The organism is Thalassotalea montiporae, from assembly GCF_053485855.1.
In genome coordinates, this window is record NZ_JBQRUO010000003.1 from 451,876 (window position 1) to 470,086 (window position 18,211).

Below are 18,211 nucleotides of genomic sequence, written 5' to 3' on the forward strand. Positions count from 1 at the left end.
TAGTGAATAGCGATAACGATATCGTACAACAAGGGCAAGTAATTTGATAAAAATAAGCCAACAGCAACTTAAGGATGCCGCCGCGAGGCAAATTATTAGCCCGCAGCAAGCAACTGAACTTTATGCCTTTTTCGAAGAGCAGCAAGCCAACGTCGCTCAATTTACCTTTACCCATGTGCTCTACTACCTAGGAGGATTGATCGCCATTGGTGCCATGAGCCTATTTATGACGCTAGGTTGGTCGTCTTTTGGCGGCGCAGGTATTCTAGCAATTTCCACTGTATATGCCGTACTTGGCTTGTCGTTAACTCATCACTTTGCGAACAAACAATTAGCGATTCCAGCGGGTATTTGCGCAACATTTGTGACTTGTTTAACGCCACTCGCCGTATTTGGTTTGCAACAATGGCTAGGGCTGTGGCCTGATGATAGTGTCTACCGAGATTATCACCGTTATATTGCATGGCATTGGCTGTATATGGAATTAGCAACATTGGCGATAGGTACGATTATCGCGTGGCGTTATAAATATCCTTTTTTAGTCATGCCCATTGCCGTCACACTTTGGTATTTGACTATGGATTTAAGCGTCATGCTGGCTAAAAGTACTGACTTTGAAACCAGCTGGGAGCTGCGTAAGCTCGTTTCCATGTATACCGGATTATTAATGGTCGCTTTGGCGTTTTGGGTAGATATTCGTGCCAGAGCAACGAGTGTAATCAATCACAAAGACTACGCTTTTTGGATTTACTTATTCGGCGCCATTGCATTTTGGGGTGGTCTTTCACTACAACACTCTGATAGTGAATTAGCCAAGCTCGGCTACTTCGCCATTAACCTGACAATGATCGCCTTTGGCGTATTGCTGGTGAGAAGAGTATTTGTTGTGCTTGGGGCGTTTGGCTGTAGCTTTTATTTAGGTCATTTGGCTTACAACGTATTTGAAGACAGTTGGTTTTTCCCAATTGCATTATCATTAATTGGCCTGCTGATCATTTATTTAGGCGTATTGTGGCAAAGGCACGAACAAGTAATTAGCCAACGACTGCAATCAATTTTGCCGCTATCGCTGCAACAATTACTTGCCAGTAAACATGGCTAGTTGTTGGCAATAAAAGAGCAAACATCAATGGTGAAAAACATGCAGAGAGTTGTTGTTATCGGCTCAAGTTGCAGTGGTAAATCAACATTCGCGATGAGGCTCGCCAATTTGATAAATTCGCCATACATTGAACTAGATTCCCTGCATTGGTTACCCGATTGGCAGGAGCGACCAGACAGCGAATTTCGCCAATTAGTGCAACGAGAGGTCGATAAAAACTGCTGGGTGATTGATGGCAATTATGCTGTCGCTCGTGATCTTTTATGGCCAAAAGCGACAACCATCATTTGGCTTAACCATAGCTTTGCACGCGTATTCTATCGCGCGATTCGTCGCTCAATTATACGTGCGACGACCAAACAAGTACTTTTCGCTGGTAACATTGAAACATTTAAACAAAGTTTTTGTTCGAAAGATTCAATTATTTGGTGGGTACTAACGACCTATCACGCCAAGCGCCGTAACTATCGAGCTTTATTACACCAGCAAGCGTCAACAGGTACAAAGGTCATTGAATTTACTTCCCAAAGACAAATAAACACCTTTCTTACCTCGCTCGCCAAAGCTGATGTTTAACTCAAATTAAAACTTTCGCTAAAGCTGTTACTCAATATTAACTAGCGGTATTAATTTTAAATTTATTATAAGGTTAACTCAGCGCGTATTGCTGTGAGCACATACACGATCAATACGCCCTACTTATAGCAATTGAATATTCATGGAGAATGAGATGAAAAAACTACTGTGTGTACTGGGACTAGCAACAGCATTAACGGCATGCTCAGACAATGAAGTAGGCGATGTATCACTCGGTTTGTTTACACTCAAAGATATTAAAATTTCATCGCTACAAGATGAAGTTGTAACTGGCGTTACTTGTCATATTGCATCAATTGAAGCGGATTTAAGCCTATCGGATCCCAGTGACAGCTCGATTTCTTGCCGACAAACGGGTGACATTACGCCAGCAATGATTGCGCAAATTGACAAATCGGCATCTGGTGAAGTGGTCTTTAGGCAATCGAAAAGTATCTTTTTCAAGAGCATGAAAGTCAGAAGGATCTACGATCCGAAAAATCAAACCCTGCTGTATTTGTCTTACACCACCAAAGAGACCGAGGGAAGCTTTAAACATAGCTTGTCAACAGTGCCACTTTGGGGAACACAAGCTTATATTGAGCCTCAAACTTTGAGCAGTAACTAGTTGGTATGCCTGATTAAAGTAAAGCTATGGATAACCAGCAAACAATGGAGAGTGATTAATGAATATCAACACCACACTTATTGGTGAAATGATACTTTGTTCGATTATTATTGGCGGAGCACTTAGCTATTATTTTGCGAGGCGTAAAACCACTAGCCCGAAAATAACTGCGGCTGTTGGTGCTCTGCTATCGATTGTTCCAATTCTAGGGCTTATATATGTCGCACTATTAGCCCTAAAAGACGATATTGCAAAAACCTAGTGTGTAAAGCTTGAGTTGGGAAGCTTGAATTGGAAAGCTTAAGTTGGAAAACATAGTTTGAAATGGCTAGTTTGAACAGCATGGCTCCGAAAATATCATCGTATGCGCTAACACCACAAAACAAGCTAGTTTATCCAAACCTGATTATTGACAGAGAATAACGATTAACGTGGATGCTGAATTGCTAATACTCTTGCTAAATCTCGCCATTGTGCTCGTTGCTTATGGCTCAATTTATCCTAAGCTTGCTGGCAACAATGCGAATAAAATAGCACTATTTGACCTACTTGCTAGCGGATTTGCCTTGCTGGTTGTCGGCACTAAATATTGGGGCACAGGCTTTGAGTTTTCTTTACTGTTTGTGGAGGTCAATTGGTTTTGGTTTACCTTGGTGACTTATGCTTTAGTCGAGTTTCCTATTGCCTATTGGTACATTAAAAAATACAAAGTCAATTTATCCGAATAGTCTGTTGAAAGCTTAAAGATGAGAGGATGCTATCAGCTAAGGATTACCCATGATAAGCCATAAACGGCGGTTATTTAATTCAAAATTGCTAGTTTGTTTTATCTACCTGGGTAGTACGCCAATTCACTTAGTGCATGCTAACGACTTTGATAACGTAAATAACAACAATAACATACAAAAGGAGAACAGAATGACAGCAACAGGCAGCTTTACGGTAAGACTAGATCCTCAGCAAGATAAGAAAACGCCCGCCGGAAGAATGTTGATCAACAAGGTTTACAGTGGAGATATACAAGGCACAGGTGTTGGTCAAATGATTAGCAAGCGTACCGAGAACGGTAATGCGGTTTATTATGCGATTGAAGAAGTGCACGCGTCCCTCGCCGGCAAAAAAGGAAGCTTCACCTTACTTCATTCTGGTGTGATGTCAGCCCAAGGTCAGCAACTTTCCATCACGGTAATGCCAGGCTCTGGCGAGGGTGAATTCGCAGGAATTTCTGGTGAATGCATTATCGAACAAAAAGACGGTGAGCACTTTTATCAATTTAATTATCAGTTCTAACGCTTTATGCTAGGGCTTTATTCCAGAGCTTTGCGCTAAACAATACACCTCTAGTCGATTAGTTACGACAAAATGAATACCGAACACACGTTATGAACAACAATCAAGAGCCCACTAGCCCAGCTACTTGCGAACATCGCCTATTTGTTTATGGCACATTGGCGCCAGGAAAACCTAATGAGCATATTCTAGAAGACCTACAAGGTGACTGGCAAGCAGCCACCGTATCGGGAACTCTTTATGCCGAAGGCTGGGGCGCAGCCATGGGCTACCCAGGAATAGTGCTGACTCAAGAGCAGCTAAGTAGCGTAAATCAGGCCGAACAAGTGCAAGGCCAGCTCTTTACCTCTGAAGCTCTGCCAGCTCATTGGCAACGATTAGATGAATTTGAAGGTGACGGCTATCAACGCGTTGTAGCCCAAGTACGGCTTTCCAGTGGTGAACAAGTTCCAGCCTACATATACACGCTAACCAAGTCACCAGCGTAGCATTGACGGTTTATATAAACAGTTGCTCAATGCACTCTTTTTAAGGTCGACTTACATTCAATTAAAACAAGTAGCACCAAAATTGAATAGAATAAGGAAAAATAAGGAAAAATCATGAATATTTGGGTTGATGCTGACGCCTGCCCTGTCGCCATCAAAGAAATTATTTTTCGCGCTGCAGAGCGCAAACAATTAATGACCACACTAGTCGCAAACCATAGCATGCGTACACCTAATTCGAAGTTTGTGCGAATGCTGCAGGTTTCGTCTGGGTTCGATGTAGCCGACGATGAAATCGTGCAACGCCTTCAACAAGGCGACTTAGTGATAACTAGCGATATTCCGCTTGCCGCCGAAGTGATTGAAAAAGGTGGGCAAGCGCTTAGCCCGCGCGGTGAACTGTTTACCAGCGCAAATATTAAAGCTCGCCTAAATGTTCGCGACTTTATGGACACCATGCGCGCCGGTGGCGTAAATACCGGTGGGCCATCAGCGCTTAGCCAACAAGATAAAAAAGCATTTGCCGACCACCTTGATCGTATTCTAAGCAAGCACTAACCAAGGAAGCCTCAAAGCTAAAAGAAAAAGGCTAAAGGAAAAAGAAAATAGAAGTGAAATTAGTGTCAGCAGATACAATTTACACTCAGGTGTTCAGCGTTTTCCTGCGTACTGCTTTTTTTATACCAAGGTTTTAATATAGCCAGCCATTTTTTTCCTATTCACCTCGGTTCACTAAGTTCGCTTGACTAGCTTCTGTTTGCTGGCCGTTATGCTAGACATTAAATCACGAATGGTTTCGTGTGTAGAGAAGTGATAGCTCACTTAGACTTGGTTTACTTTTATGTTGTGTAGAGCCCATTCATTACTAACAAATTAGTAGACCAGTCTTTGTTTTAAACGCATCGTCTATATATTAAGTCATTGCCAAATATAGCTTTTCAGCGACCTCCTGAAACCGCTTTCATCACTTGCAACGGGTTTAGTTGCGCAAAACTTCGTGCTAGATTAATCAATAACGCCAGCTTAATAACGGGTATTCTCAGTCTGTGTCAATCAAGGCAGCGATAAAAAATAGTTCTCTTTCTGTGCTACTACAATGCGTACTTTGCGTTAGTTTTCTGCTCGCCTTGCCAGCCAACGCATTAAAGCTAGAACCAGTGACCATTAATATCGCTAATCCAATGCAAGCCTACCCTCCTTACCATTGGCTAGAAAATGGCGAAATAAAAGGGCTAGTGCCGGATATTATTGAAGCAGCCGCCAAACTGGTGGGTGAAGATGTTGAGATAAACTATGTACCTGTACCTTGGTTGCGGATGTTTTCACTAGCAGAAAATGGCGATATCGATGCTATTTTCCCCGTCAGTTTTAATCAAGAGCGTGCTAGGTATTTAAGTTTCGTGCCAGAAAGTATTGTGATGGAGCGCATGAATTTAGTTTCATCTAGCGCATTTGATATCAATTTCAGTGGCGACCTAACCGCACTTGCCAACTACAAAGTCGCTGGAATCGTTGGTTACTATTATGGCGAAGCCTATACCAATGCGAATTTAGAAACATTAGCGCTTGCCAATGAGGAGCAACAAGTCGAAATGCTACTTGCCGGACAAGCCCCACTGGCGCTAATGGATGCCAACATCTTGCCTTACTATGTCAATAAACTTGGTGGTGAGCGTGAGCATCGCATTAAAGTGCTTGAACCCCATTTATATGAAGCTCCTCTGCATTTGGCTTTTGCTAAAAATGGCCGCTACCCGGCGCTTGTCGAACGGTTTAATTCTGCACTGGCGAAATTAAAATCGACGCCCGACTATCAGAATATTTTGCAAACGTATCTTAGCCAAGAATAACGCAAATTAGCCAATAAACTGGCAACTTAATCATTCTTTAAACAAACAAAAACATAATTGAAAGCCAATCAAGCTATGCTAGGTCTTGTAAAATCAAGCTATTCGCTTAATACTTTTTACAAATTTAGTTATTGAAATACACATGAAAGAACACGATTGCTCTCCCCTAACTGACTTTATCGAATACCCCGCAGAAGAAATGTTAAGCCGCTCTGCGGACTTTTATGAGAACATTAAACGTCGCCATAGTATTCGTAAATTTAGCGACCGTCCGGTAGCACGAGAAGTTATTGAAAACTGTATCAAAGCCGCAGGCACAGCACCTAGCGGTGCTAACCACCAACCTTGGCAATTTGTGGCAATTTCTGATCCAGAAATTAAGCGCCAAGTACGTGAACAAGCGGAAAACCATGAGCGCGGTTTTTACAGTGGCCGCGCGGGGGACGAATGGTTAGAAGCATTAAAGCCATTAGGAACCGACGATCAAAAACCTTACTTAGAGATCGCTCCTTGGTTAATCGCTATTTTTAGTGAGAAAAAAGGTGGAATCACCAAAGGTGAAGAGAATACTAACTACTATGTGCATGAGTCTGTTGGTATTGCTACTGGCTTTTTGATCAACGCGCTTCATAACGCAGGTTTAGCGACGTTAACGCATACGCCAAAGCCGATGTCGTTCTTGAATAAGATTTGCCAACGTACCGATAATGACCGTGCGTACATGCTGTTAATTGCTGGCTACCCAGCGGACGATGCAACCATCCCACATCATGCTACAGTGAAAAAGTCGTTAGACGATATCGCGACCTTTTTATAGCGAAAAATCGCAGCGCATAAGGCAAAGAGCTTAAAGCAAAAACGCCCGAGTTAAGGTCGGTAAACCAAAGCCCTTGGTTTACCGCCTATTTTAAACGATTCCCATCAATGTATTCCTGAACAAATACCTGTAGTTCTGGAAAAAAGCTAAAAAATGCCTGCTCATATTCACCTAAAATGGGCATAACCTCACCCGCAGCTCCGACTAGTTTATTTTCAAATCGTATACGACGACTTACCCCGTTAATGGCGCCTGCTATAGACTGTGGCGATTGGTACTCTACAAGCCAGTTTCCATCAATCATCCGAATCACCATCGCCGCCATTCTTTCAGGCATATGGGCTTTATAGCTACTCAGCTCTTGATACCTTAGATCGGCAAACTCACTAAGTGGCACTTTACAGTACTGGTGCCAAGACTTTGCGAGCAAATGATCAAAAACAATGTCATTAACAATGCCAGCAAAACGTTTGCGCTGAGGGGATAACAAGGTTTTTAACGCGGCGACTGTCGGGTGGCTATCAGTAAACTTGTCTATCGCCCTGTGCAGATAAACCCCTTGGCGAATTTGAGCAGGCAAATACTCCAAATTATTACCTTTAACAAAGTCTCCCATCAAATTGCCAACCCGCACGGCAGGTATATCTGGCGAGAGAAATAAATGGGCTAAATAATTCACAAAACACTCGACTTTATAAGCTCTGTTAAGCCGTTTATTGTTAAGCTGCTCAAACTTGTTGATATTAACTGGGTAACGTTTAACTGCACTGTTGCGACTAGCTAATGTCTAATTCAATATCAGTACAGCCTTTGGTACAGCACACTTTCGCTGGCTGATTTTGGCTAGCCATATTGAACATTATCGGCTGGTGACAAACTTTGCAGCTCACAGCTCGACCCGCCAACACTTTTTTAATGATCGCTTTTTGATCGTTATACGATCGTTTACTATTTTTTTGCAGCGCTTCAAGCGCGGATAAATCCATAACTACATCACTTTACTCAATGATCAATTGTAAAAGCCGCTACCAATTCAAAGCACCGTCACTTACTCTGCTACCTGACAATACCAGCCGTCGAATTGCCCACCAAATGCAGGGCAATGTTCTTGCAACAAGGCTTGATAAGCCACAACATTTTCATAACTCAATGGCATAAATGGGTAAGCCGTTATCTCCCATGGTAACTCTGCATTGGCTTGATATGGGCTAAACGATAGTTTTTGTCCATTTTCTAACAGCATATGACCAAATTTTAGCGCCTGTTCTTGGTTTGGGAAAATAACTGAAAATTCAACTTCATGTTCAACAGCTAAATCGGCACCTTGCGCCTTTAACTCCCAAAGAGCATTACCGATATCATCTTCAGGGAAAAGCGTTAAATCTCTGTTCATTTATTTATTCCTGTACTGCTGTTAAAAACACACCGCTGCTTGTTCATACTGAGTCGGATTACGACAAAAGGCAAAGCGAGCATTAGCGGCGTCGACTTGCTGCTGTTATGCGCTAAGGCTTACATGTTATTATTGGGCATTAATTCTATATTTAAATGCTAGAGCATTAATTTTCTGTGTCTCAACTCGAATTTCATCTGCAACATCAAGGCGATGCAGCCACAGCTCTCGCTATTCTCAGCAAGGCAACTCAGCTTTCGAGCTCGGAATTAAAATCAGCCATCAGCAAAGGCGCGCTGTGGTTAGAAAAAGGTAAAAGCGTTCAGCGATTACGACGGGTTAAAAAGCTGATAAATCACGGTGAAACACTGCACTTTTACTACAATCACACAGTACTTGCACAAGACCCACCTAACGCAACATTGGTAGATGACCAAGAAAGTTACAGTGTTTGGTACAAGCCTAGCGGTATGCTTTCGCAAGGTTCAAAATGGAGCGATCACTGTACGGTTACCCGCTGGGCTCAACTGCATTTATCAGGTGATCGTCAGTGCTATTTAGTGCACCGACTCGATAGAGCTACTAGTGGTTTAATTGTCGTTGCGCACAGTAAAAAAGCTGCGCAAGCATTGACTCAATTATTTGAAAAACGCCAACTAACCAAGCAATATCAAGCGATTGCCGCACTTCCCCTGTTAACAAACGCAGATAAATTTACGGTTGAAGCGCCCATCGATGGGAAACATGCTATTAGTCACTTTAGTCAGCTGGCAATAGACATGGAACGTAAAATTGGACTTTACTTGATTAATATAGAAACCGGTAGAAAACACCAAATTCGCAAACATGCCGCCTATGCCGGCTGTCCGATAGTTGGTGATCGCCTGCACGGTAATCAAGAAGTAAACGAGCACTTCGGTGCTGACCTACAACTTTGTGCGGTAAGGCTTAAGTTTAACTGCCCATTTACTGGGGAACCCAGAGATTACCACTTACCAAAAGATATGCAGCTAAGCCTAAATAACCTCAATTAGCTGATTGAAAAGCGAAAGTGACAAGTAAAGCGGAAAAAAAGCAAGGTAAACGTTCAGATTTGTAATCTGCAAATCTGAACGCAGGGCTTAGGAAATAACGACTAATAACAGTAGTTAAAGTCTTGCTCAGCTAACAAGTTTAGTGAATCACCCACTCGCTTATCAGCGTCTATCGCTTCTAGTAACGCCAGCCCTTGTGCACGTTGCTCAGAGGTTAATGCTTGATAAGGTAAGCGGAAGTTTGGCTGCACTGCGCCAGTCATCATTAATGCGGTATTGATGGCAATTGGGTTGGGTTCACAGAACAACCAACTCATCAATGGCTGTAACTGGTCATTAAGTGCCGAATCTGGCTTATCCATTAGCGTACGCATTAGCTCTGGCACTATGTTTGAGGTTACCGAAATCACCCCATGTGAATTATGCTGATGACGACCATCGAAACATTCATCGTCATTACCTGACCAGCAAGCAATTCCGCGCTGCTCGTAGTAAGCGATACGATCATTACCAGTGCACTCTTTCACGCCAATAAAGTGTTTATGCTGGGCCAATGGTTCAATAATTTCAGGCGTTAGGTCTTGCCCTGTTCGCCCAGGAACGTTGTAAATAAAGGCAGGGCCAATATCGAGCACTTTTTCAAAATGAACACCAACGCCAACGGTTGATGTGCGGCCATAGTAAGGGTTAATTTGCAGCGCAGCGTGCATACCTGTCGCAAAGCCATTTTCCGTTGCTTTAATTGCTTCACGGGTATTATTGCTACCCGTATTACCAACGATCAGTAAACGATCACCAAACTTGTGGGCACTGTGCGCAATCAGCATCAGGTGCTCTTCCCAGCTTAGTAAATGACCTTCACCTGTAGTGCCACCAACAATAATACCGTCAACACCAGCACTAATTTGGCGCTCAACTAGCTTGTCATAAGTGTCTAAATCAATATCTCCACGCTGATCAAAAGGGGTTTTAACTGCGGTGATCAAACTGGCTTGGTTTAGCGATTTCATGACGTTTTATACCTATTATTTTGTATTGGTTGCGTTAACAGTGGCCGATGTTATCAATTACCCGTTTCAGGATAAAGGACTCTTTTGAGATAAGGTGCTGATATGAAAAGCTATCGGCGCTTAGCTGTGTCACTTGATAAGCATGGTAATTGTCGGCGTTGTTTAAGTCTGCCGCATAGAGGTTCTCATCAACCACTTCGTTCTTGGTGATGGTAAAATGAACGTCGCCAACAAGCCCCCAGTCTCCCATTTCAATCGTTTGCTCAAGAATATCGCCTTTTAAAGACATCGTCATAAAACAAAACTCGAAGCTACCGTCAGGGAAAAACTCAGCGTGTTCAACAAATGGATTGCCTTGCTCGTCTTGGCAATTTCGTACCCACTGCCCTACTAGCTGGTCGCGGCTATATTGGTTCATCAAAAATTCTCAACAATCTTGTACTTGTCTTTTAATTTTGCCACAAGTTCCGTGTTGTCGCGTAGGAACTGATCAAATTTTTGAATAATCTCAGGATGTTGAATTGTGGAGAAGTGGTAAGCATATTGCTGGTGAAAAATTCCTTCAGCTAAAACAATATCGCCCTCACGGTTTAGCTTTTGTAAGGCATAGTTAATTACATTCGCGTCAATATTGGTGGCAGTCGCATTGCCTGCCAACACATGGCGCACAACCGCTAATGGTGTCGACTCTTCAATCACAGCAAGGCGTTGCTTTTTGATCTCTTGTAACCAAAGACTAGGGTGAAATCCGCGAATCGTCGCTAATGACTTTATATCCCGACGTGAAGCCGCAGCACTTTGTTTAGTGACATAAGTACCAGCTGACAAGGTTATGACGGGCACGGAAAAGGTGATGCCTAAGCTATTCGATTGGTCGTTGCGCCAACGAAAATTATCAGGAAACTTAAAATCAATACTGTGCTCTAGATACCACTTATCAAAGCGCTTAACAGGCAAAGCCACAAACTTGAACGTTATGTGGTGAGAGTCAAAAAAAGTGGTAAGCAAGTCACGGGCAAAACTCGGTTGGTGGGTATTTTGCCCATTAAAGTCGAATAGCGGGTAATAACTAACGTCCTCAACCCCGACCAAATAGACCTTGTCTTTAACTGGCTTTTTTATACTTTGTTGATTGCTAGGTTCAGTGGAGGCTTCCGCGCTAAAACTAAAAAAGCTAAAACTTAACAGCAAAAAATAAATAAGTTTCAACAAAACGAGTCCTTATTTAGTCCATTCGGCTTTTATCTATGCACCCTTTCTCAATCTTTCTCAATTGAAGTGCGCCATCAATTTAAAATCGATAATGACAGTTTGTTAACTTCAACCGATTACCGTCGATATTGTAGACGAAAGCACAAAAGGTGAACAGCTAAATAAAGATTCGTGATGCTTATTGATAGTGTCTATTAATTACTTAACACCTTAATACTGCCGTTAACACTATCCAAGGTTAACTTCGTTGACCCGCTGCCAACCACCCCCTTCATTTGTTTGCCGGTAAACAGATTTTTATCCACTTTTAGTCCAAAATCGCTTTTGATGCTGCCATGCATAGTTTCAGCGTTTACTTTAATTTGTGCGTCAGTCGGTAAATAAACTTTAATGCTGCCATTAACGGTATCAATTTTAACTTTATCCACTTGCTCAAGATCTGCAAAACGCGCCGTAACACTGCCGTTCACAGAATGCAGCTTACTTGTTCCGCTAATGCCAGAGGCATCAATAGAGCCATTAACTAAGTCGGCATCTATTCGGCCTAATATATCGCTGACAGTTAAAGAACCGTTAACCAAGTCGATCTCAGTTTCAGTAACATTTGCAGGTAGGTTAACTTGATAATTGACTTTGCCAGAGCTATAGCCTTTACCCCAATCGCGCTTCAGGTACTTAGTTTCAACCATCACTTCGTTATCACGGTGTTCCATCAACACTTTAATGCGCTCAAGATCATCTTCAGAGTCTGCAATCAAAGTTGCTGTTACTTCAATTTGATCACCACTTGCCCGGCCTACTTCAACCCGACCGTTTATGTTTTCAATCGAAAACTCTGCGCCTTGCTCGACTGAAAAAGACTGTTCAATCACCCTTGTTTCTTCGGCAAATACAGACGTTGCTACGCCAGAGCAAAGTACTAACGGTAATAATAATTTAGGGTTTAAGGTTTCCATGTTGATGTCCTTAGATTTATTATCTGAGCTATTGTTAAAAGCTTAGACGTGACCCGCCGATAAAAAGGTTTAAAGGAATATTATAAAATGTTGAATATTCAACTATTGCTAACAGGCAATGAGTTAATGTCTGGCGACATTGTTGACAGTAACTCGGCAATGATCGCCCAATCACTAGCCAAAATTGGCTTAGCGGTAAAACGCAAAGTTGCCGTTTCTGATGATATCAATGATTTGATTGAAGAAATTAACGCTATCAGCATCAAAGCTGATGTTCTCATCGTTAATGGCGGATTAGGCCCTACCGTCGATGATTTGACTGCTGAAGCGCTTGCACAGGTTGCCGATGTAAAAATTACCCAGCATCCCAAAGCATTGACTCATATTACTCAGTGGTGTGAACGCCGTAATTTTAAACTGAACGCACCTAACCTAAAGCAAACTATGCTGCCAGATGGCTGCGATATTGTGCCCAATCACTTAGGTAGTGCCGTTGGCTTTCATCTCAGGCTCAATAACTGCGATATCTATTGTACACCCGGCGTCCCCAAAGAGTTGCAGCTAATGCTGGATAAAGAACTGATCCCGAGCATTGAAAGCCTATTGCCAAAGAAAAGTCATCACCATGTTTCTCGCTATCAAGTCTTTGGCATTGGTGAGTCTAGCTTGCAGAAATTGGTTGATGAAAAAATAGAAAACTGGCCGGAAAGTGTTGAGCTAGGATTTCGCGCTTCAATGCCACTACTTGAATTAAAGCTGACCTCAAAGAGCGCACAAGCAAAAGCTGAAAAAGCAGCATGTTATGAACAACTTAAAGCATTGCTGGGCGATCATATTGTCGCGCAAATTGACGAGGTTCCCCTGACATTTGGCGATCACCTACAAGCCCTACTGCGCGAACAAGGTAAAAAAATTACTTTTGCTGAATCATGCACGGGTGGCATGCTGGCCAGTGCCATGACTAGGGTAGCAGGCTCTTCTGCTGTCTTTGATGGCAGTTTTGTCAGTTACGCAAATCATCAAAAGCAAGTAATGCTTGGTGTTAATGAGCAAACGCTAGTGCAGTATGGTGCAGTTTCAGAGCAAACGGTTCAAGAGATGGCACAAGGTGCACTTGCAAAAACCGAGGCAGATATAGTAGTAGCGGTATCCGGTATTGCGGGCCCAGATGGCGGCAGCGATGATAAACCTGTCGGCACGGTTTGGCTTGCTTGGGGCACGTCGCAAAGTATTCAAACCGTATGTTTGCACATACCGGCAAATCGTTATTACTTTCAGCACTATGTAACTGCCATAGGGTTAGATTTAGCGCGTCGATTATTGTTGGCAAGTGAAGAAACACCTAGGTACATTACTGAGCGCCAAAAAAGCTAGATAATACAAGATATAAGTGCCATAAAATTTGCGTGTTATAGTAAAAATTAATATATTCAATAGTAGTTGTATTGCCTTCCTTTGTTGCTAACATTTTATTTACATTTCAAGTAAAATTTACGTAACGAAACTGGCGGTCTGAAAATTGAGGAATGCATTTTGATAGAAAAAAATTATATAACCAGTGGACGTAATACAATCATCCACAAAGTCAGAAAAATTGACTTAATTATTCTTAACGGTACCCATAACAACGTTATTGTAAGCCATCGTGGCATTGGTGTTTATAAAGGCGTTGTACCACGCAAAAAATCTGAAGCGAAAAAAGCTTACCAAGAAGTTATTGATGTCGGTTCGATTGATGTGTTTGGTGAAGAGAAAAAGCTATTGTTTATACAAGCGTTAGATAACAAAGAGTATAAGATTGATTACACCAAAGAAGGTACGCCAAACTTTATTAAAATCCACCAAGAAAACTACATTTAGCATTAGTATCGACTTCTTAATCGACTGTAGTTAAAGGCGCAACAATGACTAAAGCAAGTTTAGTAGCTAATAAAAAAAATAATATAGACTTGGTTTTAGCTCCAGTAAAAGATACTGAACTTATCAATGAAGCCTTCATTAAAGAGCTAATAAACACTTCTGACTATAAGCCACTTTTTGTTAACTCGGCGAACATAAAAAATGCAATTGCCGAGCTAAACTCAGTATTAAAACCATTGCAAGATGGTCAAACGGGTCGAGAAATCCGTTATGAAATTCTGATTCGAAAAGACGCAACCATTAATATTCAAATCGACAGTGAAGAAATGTTGGCTGAGGCAGAGATTACCTCAGCTATGGGCGGCGCCCATTTAACTGCCAAAGCAATTTTGGATGCAGCAAAAGCTGCTGGTGTCAAAAAAGGCTTTAGTAAAGAAGAGCTAGTTAAAGTTGCTCACATGGCGGCAAAAGCTGAACCTGGAACGATTGTCAAAGATGCTATTGCGCATGGCAGAGAGGCCGTAAATGGTCGAGACGCACGAATCAAGCCTTTAGTGCAAAGCGCACAAGATCGTATTTTACGTCCGAAAGAACAAGATGGTGGCCGCGTCGACATGCGCGATCTCGGTGACATTATTTGTGTGAGAATTGGCGAGCCATTAGCGAAGAAGATTCCACTCACAGAGGGAATCAAAGGTTACACGGTAACAGCGACTCCTCTGTTACCTGAACCAGGGCAAGACACCTCGCTAATTCCTGGCGAAGGCACTGTCGTTAGTCCTAAGAATGAAAATGTGCTTATTTCAACCAAAGTTGGCCTACCCAAGATCATTGATAATGGCATGGAAGTTGATGAAGTTTATAAAATAAACAATGTCGATGTCGGTACTGGTCATATTGATTTCCAAGGCAGTGTTATTATCGATGGTGATGTCTGTGAAGGTATGAGAGTTTCTGCAACAGGCGATATTACCATTGGCGGCTTTGTTGAATCTGCACAATTAACCGCGGGCGGTGATATCACTATCGCAAGCGGTATCATCGGCAAAAAACAGGATCTTGATGGTCAAGATGCCGACATTCGAGACTTTAGAATGAGCGCTACAATTCGCGCTGGTGGAAATTTATTTGCCAAGTATTGCCAATATGCAGACATTCAATGCACAGGTAATGTCCGAATTGAAAACCAGCTAATGCACAGTTTAATTGATGTCGGCGGCGTGCTATGGGTAGGTGAAGAAGATAAAGCAAATGGCAAACTTATCGGTGGCTTAATTAGCGCGTCATCATCGATTCATGCAGGCATTGTTGGTGCTACCGCTGGTAGTAAAACGTTAGTAAATTTCGACAAACCACTTGCGACTTTCGCAGATAAAATTGCCAAAGTCGAAGCAAACTTAGCTGTTGAAGATGAAAAAACAGCAGAGCTACAAGCAGCCAGTAAAAAGCTCAAAAAATTACCACAAGAGCCGAAAATCAAAGACATGTTGCAAAAAGTTGTTACGACTTATCAGTTTCATGCAAAGCGAATGGGTGACATACTTAATGAAAAGGAAAAGCTGGAAAATCAGCTACAGGAGTTTATGGCTTCTGTTTACTTAGAAGCTAACGAAAAACTTTTTCAAAGTGTAGAGTTTACCGTTGGCGACTGCATGGAGCGCACCAAACGAGAATTTCCGCCAAGTAGAATGCGCTACAAGGATCGTAAAATTATCATCGACCCTATCGTGTAAAAGAGTAAGAATAACTTGAACGTAAAACGTCCCCTTATTGCCTCAGCATTGTTTATGTCGACGCTATTCGCCCACCAAGCTAAGGCTGAGCACTGTAATGTTAATTTCAATTACGGTGTGATTATCGAACCCAATCACGTAAGAATCCTTGATAACGGCCAAACGTATGTGCAAATCAATAACGACAACCAACTGTTTGTGCGCGGTAGGGAAATTCTTTTAGAAGCGCAACAAACAGCACTAATCAGTGACTTTAGCAAGGGAATACGCAGCCAAGTACCTGAAATTGTCTTTATCGCCATAGAGGGCGTTGAAGTGGGTTTAAAAGCGGTAAACAAAGTTATTGGTGGCCTAACCGGAGAAAACAGTGCTTCACACCGCAAACTTCAAGAGAAGTTTGATGATATGCAAATGCGTTTGAGAAAGAAGTTCAACCATAGCGATAAAAGCTATTACATTGCCCCGCAGGACTTCGATGACTTTGATGAAATATTTGCTGGTGAATTTGAGCAAGAAATTGAAGAAATCGTTTCTGAGTCGATTGGTACCATATTAATGGCCGTAGGCGAAGCAATGGCAAACCGCGATGAAGAAACTATCGAGCAGCGAGTTAGCACTTTTGACGATAGGCTAGAGAATATGGGCGAAGAGTTGAAATTAGAAATCGGCACACGCGCAAATCAACTGGAGCAAAAAGCCGAGCAGTTCTGTCAAGCCTTATCAAACCTAGACAAGGTTGAAACGGAAATGCAAGTCACGATTTCGGCACTACAAGACTTTAACCTGATCTCAAGTGAACGTTACTCTCACAGCGAATAACCTTCCCCATAGAGCAGTAGCTTTGCTGCTCTAGCTAATTTGACACACCTTGTTACTTAAAATTAATTAGCTCCCTTTTGTTTTTCATCTACAGTCTAATAATGTAAAAAACAAAGAAAAACAAGGGATAGATCAATGAGTAAAAGAAGACGCGACGTTCAAGAACACGAAGCAGATGTTGATATGACGCCGATGCTGGACATAGTGTTTATCTTGTTGATCTTTTTTATAGTAACTACATCCTTTGTAAAAGAACTCGGCTTAGAAGTTACTAAGCCTAAATCAAATAAAACGCCTGCTAACGCCAACCCCACAATTGTTGTAAGCATTTCTGATTCTGGCGTCGTTAACTTTAATGGAAAGTTGGTTGATATCGAGCGGCTACCAGCCCGCATTGAGAACTTTCTTGCAGAGAATTCAACAACTACAGCCATTGTCATCCCATCAGCAGAGACAAGACACGCTGATGTCGTTAGTGTTATTGATCAGATTAAAACTTTTGATGAGCTTACTATCGCTTTTGGTAAGACTCGACTTTAAACAAGCAGTATGTTTTAAATTAAGTGCAGCGTAGTCGCCTTTATCTATATCAATATGCGTATAGTAAACGCCCATCAACGCACACAATCCAAAGTACACAAACTATAGTGTACAAACCATATTTTAGACGCCTATGTTGCACGATTTAGAATTTCTTCTTTAGCTTAATAGGCTAAACAAAACATATTTTAAGCCCTAGGGGGCTATCACACCGGATTTATGACACTGTGTGCTAATTGCATTTGTATTCTTCTAACTTACGCTGCGCCAGTAATTCAGCTTCTTGCTGGCTTTGAACTATATCAAAAGGTAGGTAGGCTTCATGAGCTGACTGCAACATATACTGTACTAGGCTTTTAGGAAGAATAAAGACGACATATATACAGCCATTTTGTTTAGCCCAACGCTGTAAGTTTGTAAGTCCCTCTGTGACCTCAGCACTTCCACCTTCAAACTTTTCCAAATCAACAACTCTAACCCAAGCAGAACTGGTGACAGCCTTTGCTAGCCTTTTAACTTCATCAGTGTAGTTATCAGTAGCCTCTTTGTTCCATGTACCTTGAAGCAGAGTATAGAGGCAATTCCCCTTTACCCTAACTTCAAATTTTCCATGAGCAGAAAATAGCTGCACACTCACTCCCTAAACCAATATTAAAGACTACTCATCTGCTTTACCCAATTGCTAAGTATTTAATAGCACTGAGTAGTTAGAATCATTGTTACGTAACATATCTAGCATGTGATAGATATTATTTCATACACGAAAAAGCCCCTATCATAAGACAGGGGCTTTTCTTAATTAGATGCCTAGCGATGACCTACTCTCACATGGGACCTCCCACACTACCATCGGCGCAGTTGCATTTCACTTCTGAGTTCGGCATGGGGTCAGGTGGTTCTACA

At 42.0% G+C, this 18,211-nt stretch carries 24 protein-coding genes and 1 rRNA gene; 16 read left to right on the forward strand and 9 right to left on the reverse strand.

The features are described from left to right. Positions 1-46: 46 nt before the first annotated feature. The 10 genes from ACSLUR_RS12660 to ACSLUR_RS12705 all read left to right on the forward strand — a co-directional run bounded on the left by ACSLUR_RS12660 (position 47) and on the right by ACSLUR_RS12705 (position 6,751). Positions 47-1,102 (forward strand): DUF2157 domain-containing protein, encoded by a 1,056-nt coding sequence (locus tag ACSLUR_RS12660; protein ID WP_448555128.1) that lies wholly within the window; start codon positions 47-49, stop codon positions 1,100-1,102. Positions 1,103-1,141: 39 nt separating this feature from the next. After that, positions 1,142-1,678, forward strand: coding sequence for a P-loop NTPase family protein (locus ACSLUR_RS12665; RefSeq protein ID WP_448555056.1), 537 nt, complete (start codon positions 1,142-1,144; stop codon positions 1,676-1,678). Between the two features lie 154 nt (positions 1,679-1,832). Then, on the forward strand, positions 1,833-2,306 hold the full coding sequence (locus ACSLUR_RS12670; protein WP_116002450.1) for a CreA family protein: 474 nt from the start codon (positions 1,833-1,835) through the stop codon (positions 2,304-2,306). A gap of 58 nt (positions 2,307-2,364) precedes the next feature. Next, entirely contained in the window at positions 2,365-2,568 is a 204-nt protein-coding gene (locus ACSLUR_RS12675; RefSeq protein ID WP_448555059.1) for a hypothetical protein, read from the forward strand. 169 nt (positions 2,569-2,737) lie between these two features. Further along, the gene (locus ACSLUR_RS12680; protein ID WP_448555061.1) at positions 2,738-3,034 is read left to right on the forward strand and encodes a hypothetical protein; all 297 of its coding nucleotides are present in this window, start codon (positions 2,738-2,740) and stop codon (positions 3,032-3,034) included. A 190-nt stretch (positions 3,035-3,224) separates the two neighbouring features. Beyond that, positions 3,225-3,596: a DUF3224 domain-containing protein gene (locus tag ACSLUR_RS12685; protein WP_448555063.1), complete on the forward strand. Its 372-nt coding sequence runs from the start codon at positions 3,225-3,227 to the stop codon at positions 3,594-3,596. 92 nt (positions 3,597-3,688) lie between these two features. Further along, entirely contained in the window at positions 3,689-4,084 is a 396-nt protein-coding gene (locus ACSLUR_RS12690) for a gamma-glutamylcyclotransferase family protein (RefSeq protein WP_448555065.1), read from the forward strand. A 114-nt stretch (positions 4,085-4,198) separates the two neighbouring features. Continuing rightward, a complete protein-coding gene (locus tag ACSLUR_RS12695) occupies positions 4,199-4,642 on the forward strand; it encodes a YaiI/YqxD family protein (protein ID WP_448555067.1) in 444 nt (147 codons plus the stop codon). 599 nt (positions 4,643-5,241) lie between these two features. Continuing rightward, positions 5,242-5,934 (forward strand): substrate-binding periplasmic protein, encoded by a 693-nt coding sequence (locus ACSLUR_RS12700; protein ID WP_116017518.1) that lies wholly within the window; start codon positions 5,242-5,244, stop codon positions 5,932-5,934. Between the two features lie 142 nt (positions 5,935-6,076). Further along, the gene (locus tag ACSLUR_RS12705; RefSeq protein ID WP_448555069.1) at positions 6,077-6,751 is read left to right on the forward strand and encodes a nitroreductase family protein; all 675 of its coding nucleotides are present in this window, start codon (positions 6,077-6,079) and stop codon (positions 6,749-6,751) included. A gap of 85 nt (positions 6,752-6,836) precedes the next feature. Here the strand turns inward: ACSLUR_RS12705 and ACSLUR_RS12710 are convergent, their stop codons facing one another. The 3 genes from ACSLUR_RS12710 to ACSLUR_RS12720 all read right to left on the reverse strand — a co-directional run bounded on the left by ACSLUR_RS12710 (position 6,837) and on the right by ACSLUR_RS12720 (position 8,144). Further along, a complete protein-coding gene (locus ACSLUR_RS12710; protein ID WP_448555071.1) occupies positions 6,837-7,430 on the reverse strand; it encodes an acyl carrier protein phosphodiesterase in 594 nt (197 codons plus the stop codon). Between the two features lie 97 nt (positions 7,431-7,527). After that, entirely contained in the window at positions 7,528-7,737 is a 210-nt protein-coding gene (locus ACSLUR_RS12715; protein WP_448555073.1) for a hypothetical protein, read from the reverse strand. Positions 7,738-7,799: 62 nt separating this feature from the next. Continuing rightward, a complete protein-coding gene (locus ACSLUR_RS12720) occupies positions 7,800-8,144 on the reverse strand; it encodes a ribonuclease E inhibitor RraB (protein ID WP_448555075.1) in 345 nt (114 codons plus the stop codon). Between the two features lie 176 nt (positions 8,145-8,320). Between ACSLUR_RS12720 and ACSLUR_RS12725 the strand changes: the two genes are divergently transcribed. Beyond that, positions 8,321-9,178 carry an RluA family pseudouridine synthase gene (locus ACSLUR_RS12725; RefSeq protein WP_448555077.1) on the forward strand — a complete coding sequence of 286 codons (858 nt, stop codon included), beginning with the start codon at positions 8,321-8,323 and terminating at the stop codon, positions 9,176-9,178. Between the two features lie 101 nt (positions 9,179-9,279). Here the strand turns inward: ACSLUR_RS12725 and dapA are convergent, their stop codons facing one another. From dapA to ACSLUR_RS12745, 4 genes are all read right to left on the reverse strand, one after another. After that, positions 9,280-10,188, reverse strand: a complete 909-nt coding sequence (dapA, locus tag ACSLUR_RS12730; protein WP_448555080.1) for a 4-hydroxy-tetrahydrodipicolinate synthase — start codon at positions 10,186-10,188, stop codon at positions 9,280-9,282. A gap of 34 nt (positions 10,189-10,222) precedes the next feature. Continuing rightward, the gene (locus ACSLUR_RS12735) at positions 10,223-10,606 is read right to left on the reverse strand and encodes a hypothetical protein (RefSeq protein ID WP_116001036.1); all 384 of its coding nucleotides are present in this window, start codon (positions 10,604-10,606) and stop codon (positions 10,223-10,225) included. Beyond that, positions 10,606-11,400 (reverse strand): transporter substrate-binding domain-containing protein, encoded by a 795-nt coding sequence (locus ACSLUR_RS12740; RefSeq protein WP_448555082.1) that lies wholly within the window; start codon positions 11,398-11,400, stop codon positions 10,606-10,608. Before ACSLUR_RS12740 ends, ACSLUR_RS12735 begins: the two co-directional genes overlap by 1 nt. A 194-nt stretch (positions 11,401-11,594) precedes the next feature. Beyond that, on the reverse strand, positions 11,595-12,356 hold the full coding sequence (locus ACSLUR_RS12745; protein ID WP_448555084.1) for a DUF4097 family beta strand repeat-containing protein: 762 nt from the start codon (positions 12,354-12,356) through the stop codon (positions 11,595-11,597). A gap of 87 nt (positions 12,357-12,443) precedes the next feature. Here ACSLUR_RS12745 and ACSLUR_RS12750 point away from each other — a divergent pair, with 87 nt between their 5' ends. The 5 genes from ACSLUR_RS12750 to ACSLUR_RS12770 all read left to right on the forward strand — a co-directional run bounded on the left by ACSLUR_RS12750 (position 12,444) and on the right by ACSLUR_RS12770 (position 17,308). Further along, positions 12,444-13,730 carry a CinA family nicotinamide mononucleotide deamidase-related protein gene (locus ACSLUR_RS12750; RefSeq protein WP_448555086.1) on the forward strand — a complete coding sequence of 429 codons (1,287 nt, stop codon included), beginning with the start codon at positions 12,444-12,446 and terminating at the stop codon, positions 13,728-13,730. A 159-nt stretch (positions 13,731-13,889) separates the two neighbouring features. After that, positions 13,890-14,216: a hypothetical protein gene (locus tag ACSLUR_RS12755; RefSeq protein WP_116001040.1), complete on the forward strand. Its 327-nt coding sequence runs from the start codon at positions 13,890-13,892 to the stop codon at positions 14,214-14,216. A gap of 44 nt (positions 14,217-14,260) precedes the next feature. After that, positions 14,261-15,949 carry a flagellar assembly protein A gene (locus ACSLUR_RS12760; RefSeq protein ID WP_448555088.1) on the forward strand — a complete coding sequence of 563 codons (1,689 nt, stop codon included), beginning with the start codon at positions 14,261-14,263 and terminating at the stop codon, positions 15,947-15,949. A 15-nt stretch (positions 15,950-15,964) separates the two neighbouring features. Further along, complete coding sequence (locus tag ACSLUR_RS12765; protein ID WP_448555090.1) at positions 15,965-16,768, forward strand: YggN family protein; 804 nt, start codon at positions 15,965-15,967, stop codon at positions 16,766-16,768. A gap of 135 nt (positions 16,769-16,903) precedes the next feature. Then, entirely contained in the window at positions 16,904-17,308 is a 405-nt protein-coding gene (locus ACSLUR_RS12770; protein ID WP_116001043.1) for an ExbD/TolR family protein, read from the forward strand. Positions 17,309-17,540: 232 nt separating this feature from the next. On the opposite strand, the gene ACSLUR_RS12775 is transcribed toward ACSLUR_RS12770, so the two are convergent. Then, positions 17,541-17,939 (reverse strand): hypothetical protein, encoded by a 399-nt coding sequence (locus ACSLUR_RS12775; protein WP_448555093.1) that lies wholly within the window; start codon positions 17,937-17,939, stop codon positions 17,541-17,543. Between the two features lie 174 nt (positions 17,940-18,113). Continuing rightward, positions 18,114-18,211 (reverse strand): 5S ribosomal RNA (rrf, locus tag ACSLUR_RS12780); the annotation flags it as partial.